The organism is Finegoldia magna ATCC 29328, from assembly GCF_000010185.1.
GTDB classification, from domain to species: Bacteria; Bacillota; Clostridia; order Tissierellales; family Peptoniphilaceae; genus Finegoldia; species Finegoldia magna_H.
Genome location: NC_010376.1, coordinates 688,025 through 713,524, shown reverse-complemented (window position 1 = coordinate 713,524; position 25,500 = coordinate 688,025). Strand labels below are relative to the sequence as shown.

Genomic DNA, 25,500 nt, shown 5'->3' with positions numbered 1-25,500 from the left:
TTTATAAAAATTAGAAATTAACTGATGCGATATATTTGTAATTATCCTTATCACTTAAGTTGTCTTTTACAACCCAATTAGCATCAATACTATTATAATTAGCTAATTCTGTATAATAGTACATTACTATTCCTGCATCTATTAGATTTTCGATTCCTTTGTAATCTTTAATATACAAATCCAAATCATCATCATTTAGAACGAATCTCCAAGGTTGTTCATTTTTAGTTGATGGAGCAAATCTCAAATAACTAAATAATTCATCTAAACCGTAATTTTGTAATTTATCTATATCTATCGGAGTAGACAATGATTTGTCACACACAAATTCTTCAACGCCAATTCTAGAGCTAAATTTTTTCTTACCAAATCCAAATTCACTTGGAGCATATCCCATAGCAAGCAAGAAATCTACGTTACAATTTTCTCCAAAAGCCCTTTTTTTAGATTCTTCAGATGCGTTAGATATAGTTACCCAACAACTTCCTACATTTAATGCATCTAGTTTAGTGATTAAGTTTTCAAAATAAAATGCACCAAATATCATTGATTGTTCGTTGTTTTTGTCCGCTTCCATAGCAATATAATGGTTAGCTTTAATCATAGCTCCTCCATATCCACCTTCACCATCAAGTGCATTGTAAACTACAGAACCATCTTTATATAATTTAAAACTAACATCGTGTTTTTTTGCTGAATTGTTTATATCAAAAATTATAGATTCAACTTTTTGTAAATCTGAATCACTAAGATTTTTTGATTTAAAATCTCTTACTGATTTTCTATTTTCTAAAAATTCGTTCATTGACATTTTTATCTACTCCTTAACATAAATCTTCTAATTAAATAATACTACAAATCACAAATAATCACAAACATTTTGATATAATAATTAATGGTGATAATATGAAATTTACTGAAAATCAACAAAAAGCAATATCTCATTATGAATCCCCTGCTTTAGTACTAGCAGTCCCAGGAGCCGGCAAAACTACGGTACTTCTAAATAGAATAAAATACTTGGAGAAAGTTCACAACGTTGATCCAAAAAGTATTTTATCAATAACATTCAGCAAATCTCAAGCAATGGATATGAAAGAAAGATTTTCTGAAAAATTCCCAGAAACAGATTCTGCGTATTTTTCTACGATACATTCTTTTTGCTATTATATTATAAAACTATACTATAAAATGAATAATAGAATTTTCAAAATACTTGAATCAAATAATGATACCAATAAATATTTGGTCATCAGAAATATCATGCGAAAAATCAATAAAACAAATTCTAAAGATGAAGATGTTGAAAAATTTTTACAATACTATGGATATTGTAAAAATATGATGATAATAAAAGATTTTCCAAAATTCGACATTGAAAACTTCGAGCAAATTTATCAAGAATATGAAAGCTTTAAGAAAAAAAATTTCTTTATAGATTTTGATGATATGCTTACAAAGTCATTTGAAATTCTTAATGAGGATGAATATATACTAAAAAGAATTAAACGCAAGTACAAGTTTTTTCAAGTAGACGAAGGTCAGGACACCTCAAAAATTCAATTTGAGTTAATCAAAAAAATCGCATATCCGGAAAATAATTTGTTCATTGTAGCAGATGACGATCAATCAATTTATTCTTTTAGAGGAGCAGATCCTAGTTATTTATTGGATTTTAATAAAATTTTTTCCAATGCAAGTATTTATTATATTGATCAAAATTTTAGATGCAGCGACAAAATAGTAAACGCAAGTAACTTGTTTATTAAGCAAAATAAAAACCGATATAATAAGGATGTTACTTCAACAAAAGCATCAAACAAGAAAATAATAATAAAATTTCCTCAAAACTTTTTATCGTTGTATTCTTATCTGAAAAACAATATTAATCCCGATAAAAAAACCGCTATTTTATACCGTAAAAATATTTCTTCTATAGCGCTAACGAAATATTTACATGATCAGGATATTGATTTTCACTCCAGATATCAAAAAGATGATTTTTATAATCATTTTGTACTAAATGATATTCTAAAAATGATTGCTTTTTCGGAAAATAAAACCTCTGTCGGCCTTTTTAGAGACATATACTACAAACTAAACAGCTACATCAAAAAAACATCAATAAATCAACTGGAAACCTACGATGAATCAATGCCTGTTTTAGATCGTCTTTTGGATGATTCAACTTTAAGTAGGTATTATGTAGACAGATTTATGGACTTAAAATCATTTTTTTCCGGAATAAAAAGAGCAAAAGGTTCCAAGAAAATTGATATTATAATGAATGACATTGATTACAAAACATATATTGAAGATAGTGTTTTGCTACAAAACCAAAAAATATCATTGGACCATTTAGTCGAAATATATAAGTACCTGTTTAAAGATTGTGAGTGTTACGAAGATTTTATAAACGAAATTGAAAGCTTAAAGAAAATTCAAAAAGAATCAATAAAACATACCAGTAATTTAAATTTGCTAACTGTACATTCTGCAAAAGGATTGGAATTCGATGAAGTATTCATCATAGATTTAATAGATGGTGAGTTTCCTACAAACATCGATTCGAATAAAAAAAATTATGAAAATATATTTGAAGAAGAACGACGAATGTTTTATGTAGCTATGACTAGAGCTAAAGACAAATTAACTCTGTTGTCTCCTAAAACTAGAAATTCTGTTGAAGTTGATTCATCTCAATTCTTAAAAGATATTATAGAAATTGAAAATAATTTAAAAAACTAGCTGTAATTTTACAGCTAGTTTTGTTATTTATAAGTTACCTACTAGGTCAATTCCTGGTTTTAAAGTGTCTTGACCAGGTGCCCAGTTAGCTGGACAAACTTGATCACCGTATTTATCAACATATTGTGCAGCTTGTAGTTTTCTTAATAATTCATGTGCATTTCTACCAATTCCATCAGCAGATACTTCGTATAATACAACATCTAAATCAGGATTGATTAAGAAAGCACCTCTTTGACTTTGACCGTCAGCTTCTTTTAAAACTCCAAATTGTTTTGATAAAGCAAATGCTCTATCTGATAACATTGGATATTGGATTTTTTTAATCTTTTCAGATTTATCATGCCATGCCTTGTGAACAAATTCTGAATCTGTAGAGATAGAATAAATTTCACAGTTTAATTCTTTAAATTCTGAGTATAAGTTTTGTAAGTCTTCTAATTCAGTAGGACAAACAAATGTAAAATCTCCTGGATAGAAGAACAACAATGACCAGTGACCTTTTAAATCTTCACTAGAAACTTCTGTAAGTTCTTCATTGTGATAAGCAGGAACTTTAAATTCTTCAACGTGTTTTTTAATTAATGACATAAATAATCATCCTTTCTTATTTGATTTATAATTTAATTATACCACATTTTGTAATGATTACAAGTTTCGTTTAATAGTTTGTAATATATTTTCGAGCAATTAAAAAAGGGACTCGAAAGTCCCATAAAAATTTAATTTTCTGATCCAAAAGAATCCGCTATTGATTTGATTATTGAGGAAAAAAAGTTAATTATTTTATCAATAATTCCTGCATCTTCTGCCTTTTTATAAATATCTTTGGCTCCTTCTATAACTTTATCAGAAATATTAGACAATTCATCCTTGATGTCTTTTGAATTAATAGATTTTACATTAGAATATTTTTCAAATAGATTTATTAATTCTTGTTTTTGATCTTCTGTAATTACATTTTCAAGGTTATTTTCTTTTATTGCATCATTTACAATCTTTTTTATTTCATCAAGACTTGGTGCTTGGCCATTATTATTAATATTTATATTTGCAATATTATCTTTTATTACAACAATGACATCATTTAATTTGTCTCTATCGAATTCACCTTTATCTTTATTTTCTTTGTTAATATCACTAACAACTTCCAATTCTTTTTGGGCTACTTTTATTCTCTCCTTATCGAGCTTTTCTCCGTTTGATTCAAAAGCTTTATATACTCCTGTTAGGGCCGATTCTCCAGTTACCGGTCTAATAGCAGCTACCATTATTGTGCAGTCTTTTACACCTGCTGTTATAGCGGCATTTTCATATTGCTTTTCAGTAATCAACGTAATATTTTTCGGTGTCGTAATATTAACTTTTATGCCTTTATTTTTGTTTTCTTTCTTAACCAAAACGCTAGAAATCATACTGCCCGGATTAGAATCATCCCCACCAATATACTTCAACAAATCATTATAAGTAACCATGACTGGCTTAATATTACTGTCGTCTTCAATATCTAAAAGTCCTTTTGTTTTTCTAATTTGAGATTTATCCAAGCTTCCACCATAAACAAAAGTTGGCTTGCCCCACTTCTCATCAATAACATTAGTATCAATCTTGCCAGCGAAACTAATAGTAGATGATAATGAAATTAAAATAGCTAATAAAAAAACTGTAATTTTTTTCATAGATTATTATCCTCCGTTCACATTGATTATAGCACAAAAATAATCACTCAAAGTCTACAAAATTATTAAGAAAAACTAAATTATTAAGCTGAATTTCAAAGTCTAATATTTAAACTTCAAATTTTCACAAAATTTCCTTTACATTGTTTTTACTTTATGCTATAATTATAAAGTCAGCCGGAGTGATGGAATTGGCAGACGTACTGGACTCAAAATCCAGCGGTGGCAACACCGTGCGGGTTCAAGTCCCGCCTCCGGCACCATATACAAGATAGCTTTTTAAGCTATCTTTTTTTCTTGTAAACTTAAAATAACCCAGGAGTAAAATTTTTTTACCTGGGTTTTTTTATTCAAAGCATTAACTCATAGTTTGCCTTCCCAAAAGCTAAAATAGTCTATAAAGTTACTCTTGTTGTTTCATCTAAAATCAAATTTAAGCGTAGTTAGACTAAATACACAAACAAAAAACGACTCAATTTCAATGAACAATCATTTGAAATTGAGTCGTTATAACTTGGTGCAGAAAACAAAACTGCGGACATATTTGAAAATTATATGATATCATAAAAATTGTTACGTTAATTATTACGTTTTATAGTAACAATTAGACACACATAGAAATGTATAAAAATAAAAACGGCTTGTTTTCAATGTTTAATAACATCTAGAAACAAGCCGTATACTTTTGGTGCAGGAAAGAGGACTTGAACCCCCACGTCAAAGACACTAGATCCTAAGTCTAGCGCGTCTGCCAATTCCGCCATTCCTGCTTATGGGGTGGATGAAGAGATTCGAACTCTCGATCTTCAGTGCCACAAACTGACGCCCTAACCAACTAGGCTACATCCACCATAGCCTCAATTGACTACTTTATAAGTGTACCATAATAAACTATGATTGTCAAGCATTTGTAAAATTTATTTCAAGTCAACTTGACTTTAATATTATAGCATCGTAATTTTAGTTTTGCAAGTATTATTTTGAAGATTTTGAAAATCCTTCTTCTTGCGCTTCTTTTTCTGTTACAAAATATTTTTCGCCTTTTTTGAAGTTAATTTTTACATCTTTATAACTTTTTTGATTTGGCAAGTGGTATATTTTTAATCCTTTACTGTTTATATTTCCTTTTATCATTCCCCTACCTTTAGAATCTATATATTTTTTATATACATTTGTATCATTAACATAGAAATCTTTCCAGAATCCCTTCTTATTATCTTTTGCGTATTGTTCTGCTTTTTTTAGTCTTTCATAATATTTTTGATTAGTTGTTTTTGTGTATAATTTTGCCATACCTTCTTTGAGTAGTTTTTCATTGATAAATTCATCATCTAAAAACAAATAACCCAGTTTTCTGTCATATACATCATTTTTTTCATCATCGTATTCCAATCGCACTCTTTTGTTTTCGAGCAATCTTTTTGTATAATCACTTGCAACCTTACCTTCTTTGACGTTTCGACTTTTATCTTTGGCTACACTTTCCGGTGTATCAATTCCAATGAGTCTCACTCTAGTTTTATTGCCGTCTATGTTTAATATAACAGTGTCTCCATCTACAACTCTAACTACTTCGTACAAATTATTTTCAGCTTCAACTTGACCAAATTTGTCACAGCCAGTTAATGATATTAATATTAATATTCCCAGTAAAAATTTCTTCATGCTTGCTCTCTATTTTAATTATTTATAGCTCGATAAGATCTTTTGTGCTATTAGTATCATGTGATTGTTTACTTTTTCTCCCCAATTCTTATCACTTGCATAGTTTTTATTCATAGCATAAGAATTATATCCTTTAAAATACTTCCCATTATCACTAAGATACAATATTTTAATTTTTTTACCAATATCTTGAATTCCCTCATCAAGTGAATCGTATTGACTTGCTCCATTATATGGATTTGAATCTATAGCATTGAATCCAAACAAATTATTTTTATCCTTTGCTATTCTGCTCTGTCCAAAATCAGATTCATGATTTGCTATAGCTAGTAAATACAAAGCGTTCACTCCATATTTCTTTTCAACTTTAATGAAGGAATGTGCATTACCCTCTAAATCAGTACCTTCTAATGCAACCTCTAACATTCTTTCAGATATTTTAGATTTATGAGTTGGATAAAAAATATTATCTTCTGTAATCTTCAAAGCCCCAACTTTCTTGAATTCAACCAAGTCCTTTTCTAATTTATTTAATGTTTTCAACTCATTATCTTCTAATTCACTTTTATGATGAGTGATTTTTCGAGAAAAAGAAAAGTAATTTTCAGAATAGTTTATTATTAAACAGGAGCAAAAAACTATCATTAGCAAGAATATTCCAACTCTTTTTTTTATTAATTTCTTGTTTTTCATTATTCCTCCTAGGATATGAATAGTATTTTATCATAATTTTTTATTATTTCCCATTGATTTTCATTATTGTAATAATCTTGAAATATTGTACTCTTAAGCTTATAATAAATGTATATGCTGTTGTGGCTCAGTTGGTAGAGCAATTGATTCGTAATCAATAGGTCGGAGGTTCGATCCCTCTCAACAGCACCATTTAAAAACAATACTTATCTGGAGGTAAGAATGTCTATAAAAATAATTACGGACTCTGGTAGTCAACTAACAGGTTCGAATGAAAACGAAAATTTAATTTTACTGAATATGCCAGTTATTAGCTCTGATCAAGAATACATAGAAGGTCAAACAATTAATTCTTCAGATATGTTTTCTAGAATGAAAAATGGAGAAGTTTTTAAAACTAGTCAAGTTCCATATAAAACATACTATGAAACATTTAAAAGAGAATTGGAGGCTGGAAATGAGGTTATATGCATTACATTATCAAGCGGATTAACTAGCACATTTCAAACTGCTACTATGGCAATGAATGATGTTTTAGAAGAAAACAATGATTATAAGATAATCGTTAAGGATTCTGTGAGTGCTTGCTCAGGAGAAACTTCTGTTGTTAATAAAGCACTTAAACTTGTAGAATTAAATTATTCATTTAAAGAAGTAAACGAAAAATTAGATGAAATAATCTGCGCACAAGAGCATATTTTTACTGTTACTAACTTAGAGTATTTGTACAGAGGTGGAAGATTATCTAAGACTCAAAAGGTAATGGGATCATTATTGAACATAAGACCAATTATGAGTGTGGATAAAAATGATGGTAGCTTATATGTTGTAGAAAAAGCGCGCGGTGAAAAACAAACTTTTGCTAAAATCAAAAATTTAATGGCTGAAAAATGTAACAATAATGTTAATTTAAATCAAACTCTTTATGTTTGCTATGGCGAAAATGAAGACGAAGCAGATCTTCTAATTGAAAAAATTAAAGAAGATTATGACTTCAAAAAAATTGTAAAATGTCCTTTAGGTTGTGTAATAGGAGCTCACACTGGGCCAAATATGTTAAGTATATATTTCAGTAACAAAGATTTGGGAGACGAACTATCAGAAGTATAAAAATAACCTTCTAAGTTATAACTTAGAAGGTATTTTTGTGTAATCTAGTTTTGTTTTTTCGATAGCTGTCATAAAATCTGGTTTTAATTTCCCTATCACATTTATTTTTTCATGAGTTTGAGGATGAATAAATTGAAGGTTATATGCGTGAAGAACTTGACTGTCGAAAAGTATTTTTTCCTTTTTCAATCCATATAATTTGTCACCTAAAATTGGATGATGAATATAATTCATGTGAACTCTAATTTGATGAGTTCTACCAGTTTTGATTTGGACTTTTACAAGAGAATAATCATCATTATAATCAAGTCTTTCATATTGAGAAATAGATAATTTCCCTTCGTCAGAAACCATCATTTTCTTTCTATCTTTTGGATTTCTAGTCATATATTCTTTAATAGTTCCAGATTCATCGATTTTTCCGTGAACAATACACAAATATGTTTTTATAATTTCGTGATTTTTGATAATCTCTTTTAATTTTAGATGGGTATCATTGTCTTTTGCAATTATTATTAGCCCTGTTGTGTCTTTATCTAATCTGTGAACTATTCCCCTTCTATAATCTCCATCTACATCACTCAAGTTTTTAAAATTATACATTAAATAATTTACTAAAGTATCAGAATATATAGTTTCTGTAGGATGTACAATGACATCTTTATCTTTGTTGATAATAGCTAGATAATCGTCTTCATATACTACATCCAAATCGTGTTTTTGTGCTCTTATAGTTTTATCTTCTTTTTCATAGTCGAATTTGATTTTATCATTTGAATTTAACTTGTAGTTTTTTTTCTGAGGTTTATAATTAACCAAAACTTTTTTATCCTCAATAAATTTCTGAATTTCACTTCTTGATAATTCAACTTCATTAGCCAAAAAAACATCCAATCTTGTATTTTGATTAGAATCGTCAATTAAAAATTCGTAAATCATATATTTTCTATCTTCCAATCAATAGGTTCTAGACCATTATCTATCAAATAATCGTTAGTTTTTATAAAATGATTGCAACCGAAAAATCCCCTATTAGCTGAAAATGGAGAAGGGTGTGGCGATTCTAATATGAGAGCATTCTTACTTTTTATTAAGTCTTTTTTCATTCTAGCGTTGTTGCCCCACAATATAAATACTATTGGTCTATTTGAATTTCCTAATAATTCTATAATTTTATCCGTTAAAATTTGCCATCCAATTTTTGAATGAGAATTTGGTTTGTTTTCTATTACCGTAAGTGAAGTATTTAATAATAAAACTCCTTGTTTTGCCCATTTCATCAAATATCCATTATTTGGAATAGGATATCCAAATTCATTTTGCAATTCTTTGTAAATATTAATCAATGAAGGAGGCGTTTTAACATCTGGTTTAACAGAAAAACTAAGTCCATGAGCTTGATTAGGATTATGATATGGGTCTTGTCCTAAAATCACAACCTTACAATCTTCAAAAGCAACTAATTTCAATGCTTCAAAAATAAAATTCATATCTGGATATACTTTGTAATTTTTATAATCATGAATTAAAACTTGTCTGATTTTTTTATAATAATCTTTGTTCCATTCATCCTTTAGCAATTCATCCCAACTATTTCCTATATTAACACTCATTATTTATGTCCTTTTAAGCTAAATATAACAAGTAAAATACACGATACAACAACAGCTATATCCGCCACGTTAAACACAGGAAAATCGTAATTAAATGGAAGTCTTACAGAAATAAAATCAATGACATAACCTCTGAAAATTCTGTCAATCAGATTTCCTAATGCTCCTCCTAAAAGTAGCCCATATATTACTTTTTCAAAATTCATCAAGCTTTTGTAATTCTTAAAAATATACAATATTACAAATCCAATTATTAGTAATGTTATTATAAGTAAGAATATTTTCTTGTTTTCAAGAATTCCAAATGCCGCTCCTCTATTTTCAAGGTAAGTAAGCTTTAAAAATTTATCAAAAATTACAATATCTCCTTCTTTGAGAGAAATTGCCATGTATTTTGTTAAATGATCTAAGCCAATTACCAAAATCATCATTAAAATAGTTACCATTTTTACTCCTAAATGTATTTAATATATTTTATTCTCAATTTGTCTTTTTTTGTGTTTCCCAAGTATTCTATAAGTCTGTACCTACCATAACCTCTAATTGATACAAGAGAATTTTCTTCGACTGATTTGCTAGTATTAGATACTACTTCATAATTAAGCTTAATTTTCTTATTTTTTATCAAAATCTGAGCATCTTTTCTGGAAATATTTGCCATCTCAGAAACCAAACAGTCCAATCTTTCTGAGTTTATAATGCCTGTGAATGGTTTGTACTTTTCTTCATCTTTTTCTATGTTTTTTTCAACAATCGATGTCGAAATATTAAACTTTTTAATTTTTGTCAAATTTAAATTCAAAAATTTGATCATCGTATTTGTAGCACAAATATAAAATCTTTTATTATGTGTAAAAATATCTCCGATTTTTTCACGATTAATTCCTAAATTCAACACAGCTCCTAAAATGTCTCTATGAGAAATTTCCTGATCGGTTTGTATTTCCAATAGACCAATATAATCGAACATATTAATGTATTCTTCTGAGTAGCAATATCTATCCCACATTATAATAATGCTATTTTCACAGTTTTTCGGACAATTCGTAGCCATATATCCTACATCAGTCTCTGTATTTAAAATCGAAATAGCATACTCTATTTCTTTAGGATTCATAAAATCTGTTGAATATATAGTTTTTGTCTTTTTAACTGAAATAAGACTATCAATAAATCTATCGATAGTCTTTTTAATTTCTATATCTTGAATGTAATTTAATTCGTAACTCATTTTAAATCAATCCTATTATTAATGATCCAATAATTTGAAGAAATATCAATGTTACTAATGGAGACCAATCTATAATTCCTCTATCAAGTCCAAACATGCCCAGCAATATTTTTGCAGGATACATTATATAATCAGTAATCAAATAAATCGAGTCGACCAAAGCATTATCCCTTGATATATGAACAAATGACAATATAACTCTAATAAATATCGACCATTCAATCAACTTCAAAATAGTTAAGAAAAAATTAACTATACTAAATCCATTTATCATAATTGGAAAAATCCATTATTTTTTGTTATCTGATCCTTAATTTTGCCGTCAATTTCAACTCCTTTTGGTACCAACACAAAAATATCTTTAGTTACTTTTTGCATTTTGCCATCAAGTGAATAAATAGCTCCACTAACAAAGTCAAATATTCTTTGCTTTACATCTTTTTCAAGCATTTCAATATTTAATACGGCAACTTCATTTTTTAATATTACATCAATTACTTTTGGTGCATCATCAAAACTAATTGGTTCATGAATGTTTATTTTAACTCTATTCAAAGGTTTAGATTCCACAGGTTTAGTTGCAGAATTATTCATGCTTACTATATTTGATTTTGTTTCATAATTTTGTTTTTGTTCATAATCTTTTGATTCAGATTCTACATGATCTGATTCATCATAGTAGTATTGGTCATCGTAATATTCGTCGTAATCGTCTTCTACTCCTACTAATTTTTTAAATGAATTCATAAATGACATAATGTCCTCCTAATTGTAATTTCTTTTACCAAAAATAAAGCTTCCCACTCTTACCATATTTGATCCTTCTTCAAGTGCCACTTTGTAGTCGTGGCTCATTCCCATAGATAAGTATTTCATTTCTATATTTTTGTATTCTGTATTTTTTATTTTATCATAAATTTCTCTCATTTTCTTAAAAACCCATCTTATTTCTTCTGGATCTTCAGCAAACGGAGCAATGCTCATCAAACCTTTTACTTTGACAAACTTTCTTTTTTCAATTTCTTCTATAAAAGAATCCAAATCATCAAGATATAAACCAGATTTTTGCTCTTCCTCTGCAACATTTAATTGAATCAAACAATCTTGTGGTTTATTAATAGCACTTGCTCTCTTCTCAATTTCTTTTAAAACACTCATTCTATCTAATGAATGAATCAAACAAGCTTTTCCTACAACATCTTTAACTTTATTAGATTGCAAATGACCAATCATATGATAATTTACAGAATCTTTTAATTCATCATATTTCCAACTCATTTCTTGGGGCTTATTTTCTCCAATATCTGTTACTCCGCAATCAATTGCTTCTTTAATTCTATCAATATCAACAGTTTTTGTAACCGCAATAAGTTTTGGAGTTTCTCCATGAGATGCAAATTTTTTCAAATTTTCATTAACTTCATTTAGATTATCTTTTATACTCATTATTTTAAAAGTTCCCCCTCTTTAACAAACCTTGGATTTTTTACGATATAATCGTAAAGTTCCAGAGTTTTTACTTTTCTGTTATTAACATCGATTTGTCCATCAGTACCAGTTGAAACATATGCAAATTTGTCGTCAGTTTTTAAAACTTTTACAGCTACAAATTTAATAATTCCTGTTTCTTTTTTAATGAACACACCTTGTGTAGAATCCTTCGTAATAATTGATTTTTTTGGTATTTTGAATACTTTTGTTTTTTTATCAATTACAGTTATAGGTACGAATCTTTTATTCATCAAATTATTAATACCATCATTCATGTCGCAAACTATAGTTATAATATTCCCATTTACCTTTATGTCTTTTATATGAGCCGAATAATCATTTTTGTCAACATGGATTTCAATTTCATCGTTATTTTTCAAATTTCTATTCAATTTTGAACTTTCAACATCGAATACTAATGATAAATTCATGCTATCAACTACAGATAAACCTTTAGTGTTATAGTTTTCTCCAATATCTCTCAAATAATAATCACTACCGAATATACTAGAGGAGTTATATCCTACAAAGTTTTCATAGTTGTCTACATTGTTTTTCAACACTCCACTAACCGTAGTCTTAACGGTAGTTGATTTTGAGTTTAGAACTTGTTTTAGTATTTTTAATTCTTTTTTTGAATGAAAATACTCTTCTTCTGTGATGTTTTTCTTCTTATCATACTCAGATAAAAACTTTTCATCGAATTTTCTATTTCTTATAGAGTTTGATAATGATTTTATATCGGTATCTTTAATATCAAAATTACTTGTTGTTTTATCGCTGTGATTTGTTTCCAAATCATTCAATTTGTCATCTATATACTTTGTACTCATTTGTGAGTTTATTTCTTTTGGTATGTTTATAACATTTGATCCTACAGGATATTTTACATTTTCAGCTGCTTTAGTATCCACATCATTTAAATAAATGTACTCATCTTTTAGAACAAGAGCATTTGCATTTATTTCGTTTTTTATTTTGGAAATATCATTCACAAGATAAAGGTTTCTTTTAAAGAAAAAACCTAATAAATTGTGAACAATAAAAATTAATACTAAAACAGAAATGATAATTATAAAAATTTCTTTTTTGTTAAGTTTTTTCGTTTTCATAATCTGATTATATCATAGTATAAATTACATTCCAAAATTAATTATCGCTCTTTTTTCTCATCATCGAATTTGGTTGAAGTTTTTGATCAATCTTAATTTTAAAAATTTGTTGAGCTTTATTAGCTACTTCAATTTCATTCATCTTCTCATCATACATTTTTTCGATTTTTGTAGTAATAAATCCATCTTCTGGCCCAAAAATTTCTACTTCGTCACCTTTGAAAACTCTGTTTCTTTGTTCAAAAGTAGCAATTTTACTTTCTTCATCATAATCCAATAATAAACCTACAAAATCGTATTTTCTAATGTAAGATGATGATTCGTACAATTGATCATTTTCATCAGGTTTTTTTTCAAAAAATCCTGTAGTAAAATCTCTGTAAGAAACTTTTTTAATTTCTTCTAAAAGTCTCTTTGCTGTTGGTTCATCAAATTCATTATTGTAGTATTTGTCGATAGCAATTCTGTAGCTTCTAACAACCGTTGCTACATAATATTGACTCTTAACTCTACCTTCTATTTTTAAACTATCAATTCCTGCTGCAATTAATTTATCTAAGTGTTCTATCATACACAAATCTTTTGAATTGAAAATAAAAGTTCCCTTCTCATCCTCTTCAATTGGAAAATACTCTCCTGGTCTTTTTTCTTCAACAAGTCTGTACTTCCATCTACATGCTTGCGCACAGTCTCCCCTGTTCGCGTCTCTTCCAGTCATGTAGTTACTCAATAAACATCTTCCTGAATAAGACATACACATAGCTCCATGTACGAAACATTCCAATTCGGAATCAGGAATATTTTTCTTGATATCTTGAATTTCTTTCAATGACAATTCACGAGCCAATACAATTCTCTTTATGCCTTGATCCATCCAATATTTTACTGTTCTAAAATTTGTTACAGAAGCTTGTGTCGACATGTGGACTTCAACATCTTTATTAATACTTCTTATAATAGAATAAATACCTGGATCAGAAACAATAAGAGCATCTACATTTATATCTATCAAGTTTTGAATGTAGTCTTCAATTCCTTCCAAATCATCATTGTGGGCTAATATATTCATTGTTATATATATTTTCTTGCCTCTACTATGAGCGTAATCTACAGCTTCTTTCATATCCTCTATTGTGAAGTTCTTAGATGCAGTTCTCAATCCATAGTCTGGACCTGCCATGTACACTGCATCTGCACCATAATCAATGGCTGTTTTTAATTTATCTAAATCACCGGCAGGTGCTAATAATTCAACTTTTTTCATTTAATCTCCTCAAAAATAGTCGGAAATCACAGACTTCCGACTATCGCTATTTTAATTTAGTTATGCTCATTCCATCATCGATTGGAATGATAGTTGTATCGTATTTTGAACTATCCGAAATAATTTCTAAAAATTCTCTTAATCTCTTAACTATAGTTATCTTTCTGTGTCTATGTTCATAGAATTCTTTTTCGCATACCATTCCTCTAAACAAAACATTGTCACATACAATAACAGAATTTTTGTTAGCTAATCGTACAGCTTCTTCAAAATATTTTATATATTGTCCTTTAGCAGCATCGATAAATATCAAGTCAAATTTTGTGTCCATGTTTTTCATAACTTCATATCCATCACCAAAGACTAATTGAATATCGTCATATCCATACTTTTTGAAGTTTTCTCTTGCAAAGTTTGCATTTTTTTCGTAATTTTCGACTGTAATAATCTTTGCATCGGGACAAGTTTTTTTCATAATAATCGAACTGTAACCAATAGCTGTGCCTATTTCTAAAATAGACTTTGGTTGTTCCATTAGTAATATTATCTTCAGCAATTGTCTAACCTCTGGTTCAACAATTGGTATATGATTTTCCTTTGCAAATATTTCTAACTCTAGGATAGTTTCATCGTTACTTTTTGATAATTGTCTTAAATAATCTTGTAGGTGTTCATTTACAATACTATTCATCTTCTAATTTTATGCCACTTTCTAATGCATCGTAAACATCTTTTAAAATCATAGAAAATCTTGCATCTGCTTGTAGATAAGCTGCAATATCATGATTTGTCATAATGATATTTTGTAAATTTTGAAGTTTTTTTACATCTTCAGGATCTTCTTTTCCTGTTTGTTGAATTTTTAATTGATATTCAAAAAGATGTTTTTTGAAATCATCTATCATATTTTTATTATTTTCATTCTTTTTATAAACATCTTTGTGAAGTTTTTTAAGTTCTTGAAACTCTGATGAATTATTCAACATTTGAGCTAATTCTTCAGCTTTTTTCTTATATTCCATATTATACCTCCATTATTACTGGCAATATCATTGGATTTCTCTTGATTTCTTGGTACAAGAATTTCTTTAATGTTTCTCTAATATTGTGTTTAAGAGTTGACCAATCGTAGATATTTTTCGTGTAACATTCGTCTAAAACATTTTGAACAACAGATTTGCACTCTTCCATTAAATCATTATTTTCTTTAACATATACAAATCCTCTTGAAATGATGTCAGGACCAGCTATAACTTCTTTGTTTCTAGCATCCAAAGTAATTACAACAACAATTAATCCGTCTTCTGATAAATGTCTTCTGTCTCTTAATACAACATTTCCAACATCACCTACTCCAAGTCCATCTACTAAAATGTTACTTGCAAATTTAGTGTCGACAAGATTAATGCTTTTTCTTGTAAATTCAATTGTATTACCATTGTCTGCAATCACAATATCTTTTTCTTTCATTCCCATATCAAGTGCTAAATTTGCATGACACTTTAAGTGTCTCATTTCTCCATGAAGTGGAACAAAAAATTTAGGTCTAACTAATGAATGCATCAATTTCAGTTCTTCTTGACAAGCGTGTCCACTTACGTGTACATCAGCCAAGGAAGAATAAATAACTTTAACTCCCATTTCCATCAATTTATTGATAACTGAACTAACTTGATTATCATTTCCTGGAATTGGTGTAGCAGACAAAATAACTGTATCAGTAGGATCTAAATGAACTTTTCTGTGTGTACCATTAGCCATTCTCGTCATTGCACTCATTGGTTCACCTTGAGAACCAGTTGTTAAAAGAACTATTTCGTTTGGTTTATGCTTATTGATATCATTTATATCAATAATAGTTTTGTCGCCAACTTTAATGTATCCTAACTCACGCGCAACGTTAACAGTGTTAATCATAGACCTTCCTGAAAGAGCTACTTTTTTATTGAAATGCTCAGCAGCTGAAATAACTTGTTGAATTCTGTGAACATTAGATGCAAAGGTCGCTACAATTATTCTAGCAGGTGCATCGTCAAACAAATTTATAAAAGTTTTACCAACACTTTTTTCACTTAAAGTATAACCTTGTCTTTCAACATTTGTACTATCAGCGAATAGTGCTAGAACTCCCTTATTACCTATGGAAGCTATTCTTCCAAAATCCATTCTATTGTTATCAATTGGAGTGTAGTCTATTTTAAAATCACCAGTAAAGAACAAAACTCCTACAGGAGTTGTTATAGCTAAACTTGCAGAATCTGGAATTGAGTGACATACTTTTACAAACTCTACGCTAAAAGCACCAAGTTTAATTGGTTTTCTGTAATCAACTGTATGAAGTGACTTCAAACTTAACTTGTGCTCCAATATTTTATTTTCTAACAGTCCCATTGTAAGTTTTGTTCCATAAACAGGGGCATCTAATTTTTTTAATACATAAGGAATTGCTCCAATATGGTCTTCGTGACCGTGAGTTATAACTATTCCTCTGATCTTTTCCTTATTTTTTTCTAGATAAGAAATATCAGGGATTACTATATCTACCCCCAACATTTCTTCATCAGGAAATGTCATTCCACAATCAACGACAATAATATCATCTTTGTATTCTACTACTGTCATATTTTTCCCTATTTCATTAAGTCCTCCTAGTGGAATAACTTTTAATTTATCAATATTCTTTTTTGCCATTTATTTCTCCTCATTTTTAAGTTTCTCTTGGCAATCAGAACATATCCCATAAAACTTTACATCGTGATTTTGTATATCGAAGTTGTAATCTTTTCTAATTTGCTTTTCGATGCCTTCTAATAAATCATACTTAACTTCATCAACTTTACCACAATTAGTGCATATAATATGGTGATGATGGTGATCTTCATCTTCATCCACTAATTCATATCTGTATCTTTTATCATCAAAATCTAACTTATATACCAAGTTAAGTTCTTCAAAAATTAATAAAGTTCTATAAACCGTAGCTATACCAATTTCCGGATCTTTTTTGCTTACTATTTCGTTTAATTCTTCCGGAGATAGGTGTGAATCCATATTTTCTAACAATGCTTCAAAAATTACTTCTCTTTGTTTAGTTACTTTGTATCCTGCATTGATTAGTTTAGTTTTTAATGTTTCAATGTTCATTATTGCTCCTTTTGTGAATTCATTAGATCTTCATATACTTCGATAGCATCGTTTAATTCATTTTCGTTTTCTAATCCAATAAATTCAATTTGTTCATCGTTTTCTATATATTTCAAAATAACATTCTCTCCATTTGATACATCTTCTAATACGCAATAATTATCATCATCCATACCAAATGTATTAATTATTTTAAATTCTTTTTCATTATTATTTTCATCGTATAATTTTATTGTTTCCATAATTATCTTCCCATATCTAAATAAGTTTGCAGAATATATGTCGCTGCAACACTATCTATTACATCTTTTCTTTTTTTTCTTGATACATTTTGTTCTATCAAAACTCTCGTAGCACTGACAGTTGTCAATCTCTCATCAACATATTCAATATCCAAATCCGTATGTTTTCTTAGTTCTTTTACAAATGTTTTAACTTTTTTAGCTTGAGGGCCAATTGTATTATTCATGTTTTTAGGTAGACCTACTATAATTTTACTGACCTCTTTCTCTTTAATTATATCATTAATGATTTCTATATCTTCAATTTTACTTTTTCTCTTGATCGTCATTAATGATTGGGCAGTCAATAAAAACGGATCACTTATAGCGACACCTATAGTCCTATCTCCCACATCAAGTCCAATATATCTTTCCATAAATTTTTACATATTTTGAGAGCTGTTAAAAGTAACAGCTCTACATTATCCTTTATTTATCTATTTCATTCAAGTAAACTTCTAACATTTCTCCCAATAAATCATCGCGATCTATTTGCCTTATCAAATTTCTTGCATTATTAAAGCTTGTAATGTAAGTAGGATCTCCTGATAATATATATCCAATAATTTGATTTTTAGGATCATATCCCTTTTCTTCTAAAGCTTGGTAAACTTTTTTCAAAGTCTCCTTTATTGATTTCTTTTCAAGTTTCGATGCTTCAAATCTAACCGTATGGTTTAAATCCTTACCTTCCATTTTTTGCCTCCTTTAAGCATTAAGTTTTGATTTCACTGTTTCAATTCCTTTTTGTAATGCTTCATCAACTTTGGAACTATCTTTTGCACCAGCTTGTGCAAAGTCTTTACGTCCACCGCCGTTACCACCACATACTTTGGCAACTTCTCTTACAATATCTCCTGCAAATACACCTTTTTTAACTGAAGAATCCGTAACTAAAGCTATAAATGATACTTTTGATTCATCTGAATTAGCTAATATTACAACTCCATCTTCTAATTTTGATTTAATATTTTCTCCAAAATCTCTAAATGAATTATTGTCCAAACCACTTAATTCAAATGTGCAAACTTTTGTACCATTAACCTCTACAGCATCATTAATAACTGAATCAACATTTGAAGATAAATCCTTATTTGTTATATCTTTAAGTTTCTTCTTCAATCCCTTAATTTCCTCAGTATTCATTTCAATTCTTCTAGTGATTTCGTCTTCGTTAGATGCTTTTAGTGAATGCTTAACATTATCAATCAACCTATCTCTTTCTTTGAGATATTTGTATACTGCACGGCCAGTTATGGCTTCGATTCTTCTTACACCTGCAGCAACACTTGATTCGGAAATTATCTTCAACATTTGAATGTCACTTGTTGTTTTAACGTGAGTTCCACCGCATAATTCTATAGAATAATCTCCCATTTGAACAACTCTTACAACATCTTGATATTTATCTTCGAAAAGTCCTCTAGCTCCTATTGATTGTGATTCTTCCAATGACATTTCATCAATTTTTACTGGAATTCCCAAAGCTATTTTATCATTAACAATTTGTTCAACTTTTTCTAATTGTTCTTTTGAAACCGCTTCAAAATGTGTGATATCAAATCTTAATCTTTCTCCATCAACGTAAGATCCAGCTTGATTAACATGATCTCCTACAACATCTTTTAAAGCTTGATGCAATAAGTGTGTTGCAGAGTGGTTTTTCATAATATCTCTTCTGTTAAGTTCATCTACTTCTATTGTAACTTTGTCACCTACGTGTAAACTTCCTTCAGTAACTTTAACGTAGTGCAAGAATACTTTCTTTCCTGTTTTCTTAGTGTCGTACACTTCAGCTTTGAAATTGTCATTATAGATAATTCCTTTGTCACCTACTTGTCCACCACCTTCTCCATAGAAAGTTGTACAATCTAATACTATTATACCCATTTGTCCGGCTTTTAAATTATTTTCATCTTCACCGTAAATTTCTATAACTTTACTTTCATCTTTTAATGAATTATATCCGTCAAATTTTGTTTCTGGAAGTTCTTCGCCATATTTTTTGTCAGAAGACCAACCCATATTAGATTCATTTCTTGATCCCCTAGCTCTTTCTTTTTGTTCTTCCATTAATTTTTTAAATTGAACTTCATCTACAGTCTTATTAACTTCACCGACTAATTCCTTAGTTAAATCTATTGGGAATCCGTAAGTGTCATATAACTTGAATGCATTTTCACCACTAAATACATCTGAATCTGTTTCTTTCAACATAGAATCTAAAATATTCAATCCCAAATCCAAAGTTTCTTGGAATTTCTTTTCTTCGGCATTAGCTATTTTAACAATTCTATCTCTATCTTCTTTTAATTCAGGATATCCTGATTCATAAACTTTAATACATGAATCGATAACTTTTTCTATGAAGCTATCGTTTATTCCCAATAATTTTCCATGTCTACAAGCTCTTCTTATAAGTCTTCTTAGTACATATCCTCTTTGTTCATTACTTGGGATTACTCCATCATAGATTAAGAATGTCATAGCACGTACGTGGTCTGCAATAATTCTAATGGAAACATCGTTCTTGTGATTTTCTTTATATTTTACACCTGAAATTTCTTCAATAGTTTTGATTATATCTTTTACAAGTCCAATTTCAAAAATGTTGTCAGCATTTTCCAAAACCATTGTAATTCTTTCAAGACCCATTCCAGTATCTATATTTGGATGAGCAATTCTTTCGTATTTTCCATCTGCTGTTTTGTTAAATTGTGTGAAAACCAAATTCCATACTTCCAAGAATCTTTCGCCTTCATCACCTGGTTTTGCATCTTCTCTAGGATCAAATTCAAATCCTCTGTCTACGTGAATTTCAGAGCATGGTCCACAAGGTCCTTGATCTAACTCCCAGAAGTTATCAGCTTTTCCTAATTTAACAACTCTTTCTGGACTAATCCCAACTTCATTAACCCATATATTATAAGCTTCTTCATCTTCTTCATAGACACTTACCCACAAAATATCTTTTGGAACTTCTAATTCATTTGTCAAGAAATCCCATGCCCATGTAATTGCTTCTCTTTTGAAATAATCTCCAAAAGAAAAATTACCAAGCATTTCGAAAAAAGTACCATGTCTTTGTGTTTTTCCTACTTCATCTATATCTGCTGTTCTAATACATCTTTGTGAAGATGTTGCTCTGTCTTTTTTAAGTTTTTTCTCACCTGTAAAGTATTTTTTCAATGGTGCCATACCAGCATTTATAAGCAAAAGACTCTTATCATCTTGTGGAATAAGAGGAAATGATTTAATAACAAGATGTCCTCTTTCACCAAAATAATCTAAGAATTTTTTTCTAATTTCATTTAAACCGTAATTTTTCATTATAACCTCACTAATTTTTAAAAAACATTTTAATTTTATCTTTAAAATGTAAATATAATATTTTAATTGTAGCAACGAATGGAACTGATAAAATCATACCTACAACTCCAAACATTCCACCACCTATTATCAAACTAACAATTACTAACAATGGATTAATACCAATTTTTGAACCCAACAATTTAGGTGCAAGTATGTTGTTTTCAACCCATTGTATAGATACGAATACAATTACAACAACCACAGCTTTTATTGGGCTGTCTAAAAAAGCCAATATAAAAGCTGGTGTTACCGCTATAAAAGGGCCAATATAAGGAATAATATCTCCTACCATAGTAAGTATTCCTATGATAATCGCAAAATCAACTCTCATTATAATTAAAGCAATAGCTGTAAGCACTCCTACAAATATCGCCATTATTAATCTACCACGAATGAATTCGCTGTAAGCTTTATCCATATCATTGCAAACGCTCAAAAACTTGTCTTTATTTTTATTTGGTATAAATCCCATTATAAAATCAATGCATTTTTCTTTATCCAATAACATATAAAAACTAACAACAGGAATTAAAATAATTCTAAGTAAATTAGTAAAAATACTTCCTGTAATATTTCCTGTTTGTGATAACATGTCCAATATCGAAGTTTGAATTGTCCCAAGTTTTTGATTAACTGTTTGCATCGCATTGGACATTATTTTGCTTACATTAGGATACTCTTTGAATATTTTTCTATTAAAATCATTTACTTTTATAGAAATATCGGCCATAAAACCAGGTAAACTAATTATCATTTTTTTGATTTGTTGAATAGTTTGAGGAACAACAATCATTCCTAATAATATTATCAAAAATATTACTATGACATATATTATTAAAATTGCAAACGACCTTCTGATTCCTTTATTTTCAAAGTACTTAACCAAAGGATTGATAATGTATGAAAGTATTATTCCTATCAATAAAGTATTGATAGTGTGATAAATTACAGGATACTTTGAAAATAAAGCCAATAATCCCAATAGAATAAGTATCAATATAGTAGTTTTTTTTATTTTATGGAAATTAAATACAATTTTGTATTTCTCATCTACCTTACTATTTCCCACAGTAATCAAAAAATACGTTCCAAATACCATGAAAATAATAGTTATAAATACTAATGCATTGTGTAGAAATTCAGAATTAATAATCATATCTATTTCTCTTTGCTAATCAGGTCTTGTAAACTTACGTTTTTAATACTATTAATCATATCGTCATGCATTTGAGTCCAAATAAGTCTAGATGGACAAGTATCTTCTCTTGAACATAGTCCAGGAACTACAGAGCATTCTGTCACTCCAAAGAACTCTTCCAAGCACTCCAAGATTTCGGCAACCGAAATTTCTTTTGGTGATTTTTTTAATAAATAACCACCTTGTACACCTCTAACAGAAATTACTAAATCTTGTTTTTTTAATTCTCGAATAAGTTGTTCTAAATAATTATTACTAAGTCCTGTAGCTTTTGATATTTCATTCAAACTAACTGGATTATCTCCATATTTTTTGCCTAAATATATCATTGCCGCAAGCCCATATCTTCCTCTAGTAGATAATCTCATAAGCCCTCCTATTTATGATAAATTTTATCATAGTAAAATAGTTGTGTAAATATCCTATGTCAATAATAATAGTAGATTAAGATAACTCAATCTACTATTACCAAAATTATTTTACAATTATATTAAAAATTCTTCCTTTAACATAAATTTTCTTAACTACATTTTTGTTTTCAAGATATTTTGCAACAACATCATCCTTAACAGCTTTTTCATAAACTTCATCTTCTGAAGCTTCTCTATTTATTTCTACTGTTGCTCTTAATTTACCATTCACTTGGATAGGAAGTTCTATGACATCTAGGATAGTCTTTGATTCATCATATTCAGGCCAGCTAGATTCATGAACATATCCTTCATATCCCATTCTTTGCCAAATTTCTTCTGTAATATGTGGACACACTGGATTTAATAATATCAAGAAAATTTTAAATTGTTCCTTGGAGATTTTGTCTAAGTTGTTGAATTCATTCAATAATGTCATAAGTTGTGCAATCGCTGTATTGAATTTCAAATTTTCATAATCTTCACTAACTTTTTTAATAGTTTGGTGAATCAGAGTTTCCATTTTTTCAAAATTAGAATCGCCGTCAACTAAATCTTGTGTTCTCCAAACTTTATCCAAGAATTTTCTACAACCTTTAACTCCATTTTCTGACCATGGAGCTGATTTTTCAAAATCTCCAATAAACATTTCATAACATCTCAAAGTATCTGCACCGAAATCTCTAACTATATCATCTGGATTTACGACATTACCACGAGACTTACTCATTTTTTCATTATTGTCCCCTAAAATCATTCCATGGCTAGTTCTCTTCATGTATGGTTCTTTTGTAGGAACTACTCCGATATCATACAAGAATTTATGCCAAAATCTAGAATACAATAAGTGAAGTGTAGTGTGTTCCATTCCACCGTTGTACCAATCTACAGGTGTATAATAGTCTAAGTTTTCTTTGCTAGCTATAGCTTCATCATTGTGTGGATCAGTATATCTTAAATAATACCAAGAAGATCCAGCCCATTGTGGCATTGTATCAGTTTCTCTAACCGCATCTCTGCCACATTTTGGACATTTTGTGTGAACAAAATCATCTATTTTTGATAGTGGAGATTCTCCATTATCTGTTGGTTCATAATTATCTACCTTTGGTAATACCAATGGCAAATCTTTCTCATCCAATGGAACCCATCCACAATGCTCACAGTAAACCAATGGAATTGGCTCTCCCCAATACCTTTGTCTTGAAAATACCCAGTCTCTTAATTTGTAATTTGTTTTCTTATGACCTATTTCTTTTTCTTCAATGTATTCATACATTTTTTCTTTTGCTTCATCTACAGTCAAGCCATTTAAAAATCCTGAATTAATAAGATTTCCTTCATTTGTTTCCGTGAATGCGCAATTTTGTATGTCAGATCCTTCAATTACAGGAATCATTTCAATGTTGAATTTTTTAGCAAATTCGTAGTCCCTATCATCATGGGCAGGAACTGCCATGATAGCACCTGTTCCGTAAGTCATCAATACATAATCTGAAACATAAACAGGGATTTCTTTGTTTGTCAAAGGATTAATAGCTGTTAATCCATCAATTTTATATCCTGTTTTTTCTTTAGATAAATCTGTTCTTTCTAATTCTGATTTTTTAGCAACTTCTGACCTATAGCTTCTAATTTCATCAATGTTTTTAATTCTATCACTATATTTTTCAATCAAAGGATGATCAACTGAAATAACCATGTAAGTAGCACCAAATATAGTATCTGCTCTTGTTGTAAATACAGTGATTTTTTCATCAACTTCTTTTACCGCAAAATTAATTTCTGCTCCATATGATCTTCCAATCCAATTGATTTGTTGAGATTTAATTCTATCAAAATAATCAACATCTTTTAAATCATCAATAAGTCTGTCAGCGTACTCAGTAATTTTAAGCATCCATTGGTTCTTAACTTTTCTGACAACTTGACCACCACATCTTTCGCAGTGACCATTGATTACTTCTTCATTTGCAAGTCCAGTTTTACATGATGGACACCAATTAATAGGCATTTCTTTTTTATAAGCAAGTCCTTTTTTGAACATTTGAATGAAAATCCATTGAGTCCATTTATAATAATCTGGATCTGTTGTGTTTATTTCTCTATCCCAATCAAAAGAAAATCCGATTGATTGCATTTGTCTTTTGAAGTTTTTTATATTATTTTCAGTAACAACTTCAGGTCTTATTTTATTCTTAATAGCAAAATTTTCTGTTGGAAGTCCAAAAGCATCCCAACCCATAGGATATAAAACATTGTATCCTTGCATTCTTCTTTTTCTTGAAACAATATCTAGTGCAGTGTATGGTCTTGGATGACCTACGTGTAATCCTTGTCCAGATGGATAAGGAAACTCTACTAATGCGTAAAATCTTTTTTTAGATTTATCATCAGAAGTTTTAAAAGTTTTGTTTTCTTCCCAATATTTTTGCCACTTTTTCTCAATTGAATTCGGATTATATTTATCCATTTTTACCTCCAAATAA

At 29.2% G+C, this 25,500-nt stretch carries 27 protein-coding genes and 4 tRNA genes; 4 read left to right on the top strand and 27 right to left on the bottom strand.

Annotated features, from left to right (window positions below):
• Positions 1-10: 10 nt before the first annotated feature.
• The gene (locus FMG_RS03530; RefSeq protein ID WP_227930522.1) at positions 11-805 is read right to left on the bottom strand and encodes a nitroreductase family protein; all 795 of its coding nucleotides are present in this window, start codon (positions 803-805) and stop codon (positions 11-13) included.
• 101 nt (positions 806-906) lie between these two features.
• On the opposite strand from FMG_RS03530, the gene FMG_RS03525 reads away from it, so the two are divergent.
• The gene (locus tag FMG_RS03525) at positions 907-2,748 is read left to right on the top strand and encodes an ATP-dependent helicase (protein WP_012290541.1); all 1,842 of its coding nucleotides are present in this window, start codon (positions 907-909) and stop codon (positions 2,746-2,748) included.
• A 27-nt stretch (positions 2,749-2,775) separates the two neighbouring features.
• Here FMG_RS03525 and FMG_RS03520 read toward each other — a convergent pair whose 3' ends face one another.
• Both FMG_RS03520 and FMG_RS03515 read right to left on the bottom strand, forming a co-directional pair.
• Positions 2,776-3,339 (bottom strand): redoxin domain-containing protein, encoded by a 564-nt coding sequence (locus FMG_RS03520; protein WP_002842295.1) that lies wholly within the window; start codon positions 3,337-3,339, stop codon positions 2,776-2,778.
• Positions 3,340-3,470: 131 nt separating this feature from the next.
• Positions 3,471-4,427 carry a DUF1002 domain-containing protein gene (locus FMG_RS03515; protein ID WP_012290540.1) on the bottom strand — a complete coding sequence of 319 codons (957 nt, stop codon included), beginning with the start codon at positions 4,425-4,427 and terminating at the stop codon, positions 3,471-3,473.
• A gap of 176 nt (positions 4,428-4,603) precedes the next feature.
• Between FMG_RS03515 and FMG_RS03510 the strand changes: the two genes are divergently transcribed.
• A tRNA-Leu gene (locus tag FMG_RS03510) sits at positions 4,604-4,690 on the top strand.
• 423 nt (positions 4,691-5,113) lie between these two features.
• Here FMG_RS03510 and FMG_RS03505 read toward each other — a convergent pair.
• The 4 genes from FMG_RS03505 to FMG_RS03490 form a co-directional block, all read right to left on the bottom strand.
• Positions 5,114-5,197: transfer RNA gene (locus tag FMG_RS03505), tRNA-Leu, on the bottom strand.
• Between the two features lie 3 nt (positions 5,198-5,200).
• A tRNA-His gene (locus tag FMG_RS03500) sits at positions 5,201-5,277 on the bottom strand.
• 125 nt (positions 5,278-5,402) lie between these two features.
• Positions 5,403-6,092 carry a thermonuclease family protein gene (locus tag FMG_RS03495; RefSeq protein WP_012290539.1) on the bottom strand — a complete coding sequence of 230 codons (690 nt, stop codon included), beginning with the start codon at positions 6,090-6,092 and terminating at the stop codon, positions 5,403-5,405.
• A gap of 18 nt (positions 6,093-6,110) precedes the next feature.
• Positions 6,111-6,785, bottom strand: a complete 675-nt coding sequence (locus tag FMG_RS03490) for a glucosaminidase domain-containing protein (RefSeq protein ID WP_012290538.1) — start codon at positions 6,783-6,785, stop codon at positions 6,111-6,113.
• A 116-nt stretch (positions 6,786-6,901) separates the two neighbouring features.
• Here FMG_RS03490 and FMG_RS03485 point away from each other — a divergent pair.
• Positions 6,902-6,977, top strand: a tRNA-Thr gene (locus FMG_RS03485).
• A gap of 30 nt (positions 6,978-7,007) precedes the next feature.
• Positions 7,008-7,895 (top strand): DegV family protein, encoded by an 888-nt coding sequence (locus tag FMG_RS03480; protein ID WP_012290537.1) that lies wholly within the window; start codon positions 7,008-7,010, stop codon positions 7,893-7,895.
• A gap of 15 nt (positions 7,896-7,910) precedes the next feature.
• Here the strand turns inward: FMG_RS03480 and FMG_RS03475 are convergent, their stop codons facing one another.
• The 20 genes from FMG_RS03475 to leuS all read right to left on the bottom strand — a co-directional run bounded on the left by FMG_RS03475 (position 7,911) and on the right by leuS (position 25,484).
• On the bottom strand, positions 7,911-8,834 hold the full coding sequence (locus FMG_RS03475; protein ID WP_012290536.1) for an RluA family pseudouridine synthase: 924 nt from the start codon (positions 8,832-8,834) through the stop codon (positions 7,911-7,913).
• Entirely contained in the window at positions 8,831-9,508 is a 678-nt protein-coding gene (locus FMG_RS03470) for a uracil-DNA glycosylase (protein ID WP_012290535.1), read from the bottom strand. The genes FMG_RS03475 and FMG_RS03470 overlap by 4 nt, the downstream gene beginning before the upstream one ends.
• Positions 9,508-9,954: a signal peptidase II gene (gene lspA / locus FMG_RS03465; protein WP_012290534.1), complete on the bottom strand. Its 447-nt coding sequence runs from the start codon at positions 9,952-9,954 to the stop codon at positions 9,508-9,510. The genes FMG_RS03470 and lspA overlap by 1 nt, the downstream gene beginning before the upstream one ends.
• Positions 9,955-9,962: 8 nt before the next feature.
• Complete coding sequence (locus tag FMG_RS03460) at positions 9,963-10,739, bottom strand: YlmH/Sll1252 family protein (RefSeq protein WP_012290533.1); 777 nt, start codon at positions 10,737-10,739, stop codon at positions 9,963-9,965.
• Between the two features lies 1 nt (position 10,740).
• Positions 10,741-11,013: a YggT family protein gene (locus FMG_RS03455; protein WP_035112577.1), complete on the bottom strand. Its 273-nt coding sequence runs from the start codon at positions 11,011-11,013 to the stop codon at positions 10,741-10,743.
• The gene (locus FMG_RS03450) at positions 11,010-11,495 is read right to left on the bottom strand and encodes a cell division protein SepF (RefSeq protein WP_002838352.1); all 486 of its coding nucleotides are present in this window, start codon (positions 11,493-11,495) and stop codon (positions 11,010-11,012) included. The genes FMG_RS03455 and FMG_RS03450 overlap by 4 nt, the downstream gene beginning before the upstream one ends.
• Before the next feature lie 9 nt (positions 11,496-11,504).
• On the bottom strand, positions 11,505-12,185 hold the full coding sequence (locus FMG_RS03445; protein WP_012290532.1) for a YggS family pyridoxal phosphate-dependent enzyme: 681 nt from the start codon (positions 12,183-12,185) through the stop codon (positions 11,505-11,507).
• On the bottom strand, positions 12,185-13,342 hold the full coding sequence (locus FMG_RS03440) for an HlyD family efflux transporter periplasmic adaptor subunit (RefSeq protein WP_012290531.1): 1,158 nt from the start codon (positions 13,340-13,342) through the stop codon (positions 12,185-12,187). Before FMG_RS03440 ends, FMG_RS03445 begins: the two co-directional genes overlap by 1 nt.
• A 37-nt stretch (positions 13,343-13,379) precedes the next feature.
• On the bottom strand, positions 13,380-14,606 hold the full coding sequence (locus FMG_RS03435) for a peptidase U32 family protein (protein WP_012290530.1): 1,227 nt from the start codon (positions 14,604-14,606) through the stop codon (positions 13,380-13,382).
• A gap of 46 nt (positions 14,607-14,652) precedes the next feature.
• Positions 14,653-15,297 carry an O-methyltransferase gene (locus tag FMG_RS03430; protein ID WP_012290529.1) on the bottom strand — a complete coding sequence of 215 codons (645 nt, stop codon included), beginning with the start codon at positions 15,295-15,297 and terminating at the stop codon, positions 14,653-14,655.
• A complete protein-coding gene (locus FMG_RS03425) occupies positions 15,290-15,628 on the bottom strand; it encodes a YlbF family regulator (RefSeq protein WP_002838362.1) in 339 nt (112 codons plus the stop codon). The genes FMG_RS03430 and FMG_RS03425 overlap by 8 nt, the downstream gene beginning before the upstream one ends.
• Position 15,629: 1 nt before the next feature.
• Positions 15,630-17,297, bottom strand: a complete 1,668-nt coding sequence (locus tag FMG_RS03420) for a ribonuclease J (protein WP_012290528.1) — start codon at positions 17,295-17,297, stop codon at positions 15,630-15,632.
• A complete protein-coding gene (locus tag FMG_RS03415) occupies positions 17,298-17,750 on the bottom strand; it encodes a Fur family transcriptional regulator (RefSeq protein ID WP_002838348.1) in 453 nt (150 codons plus the stop codon).
• Positions 17,750-17,992: a DUF1292 domain-containing protein gene (locus FMG_RS03410; RefSeq protein WP_002838342.1), complete on the bottom strand. Its 243-nt coding sequence runs from the start codon at positions 17,990-17,992 to the stop codon at positions 17,750-17,752. Before FMG_RS03410 ends, FMG_RS03415 begins: the two co-directional genes overlap by 1 nt.
• Before the next feature lie 2 nt (positions 17,993-17,994).
• Positions 17,995-18,408 (bottom strand): Holliday junction resolvase RuvX, encoded by a 414-nt coding sequence (ruvX, locus tag FMG_RS03405; protein WP_002836239.1) that lies wholly within the window; start codon positions 18,406-18,408, stop codon positions 17,995-17,997.
• Positions 18,409-18,460: 52 nt separating this feature from the next.
• Entirely contained in the window at positions 18,461-18,727 is a 267-nt protein-coding gene (locus FMG_RS03400) for an IreB family regulatory phosphoprotein (RefSeq protein ID WP_002838215.1), read from the bottom strand.
• 12 nt (positions 18,728-18,739) lie between these two features.
• Positions 18,740-21,361: an alanine--tRNA ligase gene (gene alaS, locus FMG_RS03395; RefSeq protein WP_012290527.1), complete on the bottom strand. Its 2,622-nt coding sequence runs from the start codon at positions 21,359-21,361 to the stop codon at positions 18,740-18,742.
• Positions 21,362-21,371: 10 nt separating this feature from the next.
• Positions 21,372-22,559 carry an AI-2E family transporter gene (locus tag FMG_RS03390; protein ID WP_002839421.1) on the bottom strand — a complete coding sequence of 396 codons (1,188 nt, stop codon included), beginning with the start codon at positions 22,557-22,559 and terminating at the stop codon, positions 21,372-21,374.
• 2 nt (positions 22,560-22,561) lie between these two features.
• On the bottom strand, positions 22,562-22,969 hold the full coding sequence (locus tag FMG_RS03385) for an RrF2 family transcriptional regulator (protein WP_002839398.1): 408 nt from the start codon (positions 22,967-22,969) through the stop codon (positions 22,562-22,564).
• A gap of 106 nt (positions 22,970-23,075) precedes the next feature.
• The gene (gene leuS, locus FMG_RS03380) at positions 23,076-25,484 is read right to left on the bottom strand and encodes a leucine--tRNA ligase (RefSeq protein ID WP_012290526.1); all 2,409 of its coding nucleotides are present in this window, start codon (positions 25,482-25,484) and stop codon (positions 23,076-23,078) included.
• Positions 25,485-25,500 lie beyond the last annotated feature (16 nt).

Bases quoted from the DNA above. Each gene is read 5' to 3' on its own strand.
- FMG_RS03530 (WP_227930522.1), bottom strand. From the start codon at position 805: ATGAACGAATTTTTAGAAAATAGAAAATCAGTAAGAGATTTTAAATCA.
- FMG_RS03495 (WP_012290539.1), bottom strand. From the start codon at position 6,092: ATGAAGAAATTTTTACTGGGAATATTAATATTAATATCATTAACTGGC.
- FMG_RS03475 (WP_012290536.1), bottom strand. From the start codon at position 8,834: ATGATTTACGAATTTTTAATTGACGATTCTAATCAAAATACAAGATTG.
- FMG_RS03520 (WP_002842295.1), bottom strand. From the start codon at position 3,339: ATGTCATTAATTAAAAAACACGTTGAAGAATTTAAAGTTCCTGCTTAT.
- FMG_RS03515 (WP_012290540.1), bottom strand. From the start codon at position 4,427: ATGAAAAAAATTACAGTTTTTTTATTAGCTATTTTAATTTCATTATCA.
- FMG_RS03385 (WP_002839398.1), bottom strand. From the start codon at position 22,969: ATGAGATTATCTACTAGAGGAAGATATGGGCTTGCGGCAATGATATAT.
- FMG_RS03415 (WP_002838348.1), bottom strand. From the start codon at position 17,750: ATGAACATTGAAACATTAAAAACTAAACTAATCAATGCAGGATACAAA.
- FMG_RS03400 (WP_002838215.1), bottom strand. From the start codon at position 18,727: ATGGAAGGTAAGGATTTAAACCATACGGTTAGATTTGAAGCATCGAAA.
- FMG_RS03390 (WP_002839421.1), bottom strand. From the start codon at position 22,559: ATGATTATTAATTCTGAATTTCTACACAATGCATTAGTATTTATAACT.
- FMG_RS03410 (WP_002838342.1), bottom strand. From the start codon at position 17,992: ATGGAAACAATAAAATTATACGATGAAAATAATAATGAAAAAGAATTT.
- FMG_RS03470 (WP_012290535.1), bottom strand. From the start codon at position 9,508: ATGAGTGTTAATATAGGAAATAGTTGGGATGAATTGCTAAAGGATGAA.
- FMG_RS03440 (WP_012290531.1), bottom strand. From the start codon at position 13,342: ATGAAAACGAAAAAACTTAACAAAAAAGAAATTTTTATAATTATCATT.
- FMG_RS03525 (WP_012290541.1), top strand. From the start codon at position 907: ATGAAATTTACTGAAAATCAACAAAAAGCAATATCTCATTATGAATCC.
- FMG_RS03450 (WP_002838352.1), bottom strand. From the start codon at position 11,495: ATGTCATTTATGAATTCATTTAAAAAATTAGTAGGAGTAGAAGACGAT.
- FMG_RS03480 (WP_012290537.1), top strand. From the start codon at position 7,008: ATGTCTATAAAAATAATTACGGACTCTGGTAGTCAACTAACAGGTTCG.
- leuS (WP_012290526.1), bottom strand. From the start codon at position 25,484: ATGGATAAATATAATCCGAATTCAATTGAGAAAAAGTGGCAAAAATAT.
- FMG_RS03460 (WP_012290533.1), bottom strand. From the start codon at position 10,739: ATGAGTTACGAATTAAATTACATTCAAGATATAGAAATTAAAAAGACT.
- lspA (WP_012290534.1), bottom strand. From the start codon at position 9,954: ATGGTAACTATTTTAATGATGATTTTGGTAATTGGCTTAGATCATTTA.
- FMG_RS03445 (WP_012290532.1), bottom strand. From the start codon at position 12,185: ATGAGTATAAAAGATAATCTAAATGAAGTTAATGAAAATTTGAAAAAA.
- FMG_RS03425 (WP_002838362.1), bottom strand. From the start codon at position 15,628: ATGGAATATAAGAAAAAAGCTGAAGAATTAGCTCAAATGTTGAATAAT.
- FMG_RS03435 (WP_012290530.1), bottom strand. From the start codon at position 14,606: ATGAAAAAAGTTGAATTATTAGCACCTGCCGGTGATTTAGATAAATTA.
- alaS (WP_012290527.1), bottom strand. From the start codon at position 21,361: ATGAAAAATTACGGTTTAAATGAAATTAGAAAAAAATTCTTAGATTAT.
- ruvX (WP_002836239.1), bottom strand. From the start codon at position 18,408: ATGGAAAGATATATTGGACTTGATGTGGGAGATAGGACTATAGGTGTC.
- FMG_RS03455 (WP_035112577.1), bottom strand. From the start codon at position 11,013: ATGATAAATGGATTTAGTATAGTTAATTTTTTCTTAACTATTTTGAAG.
- FMG_RS03420 (WP_012290528.1), bottom strand. From the start codon at position 17,297: ATGGCAAAAAAGAATATTGATAAATTAAAAGTTATTCCACTAGGAGGA.
- FMG_RS03430 (WP_012290529.1), bottom strand. From the start codon at position 15,297: ATGAATAGTATTGTAAATGAACACCTACAAGATTATTTAAGACAATTA.
- FMG_RS03490 (WP_012290538.1), bottom strand. From the start codon at position 6,785: ATGAAAAACAAGAAATTAATAAAAAAAAGAGTTGGAATATTCTTGCTA.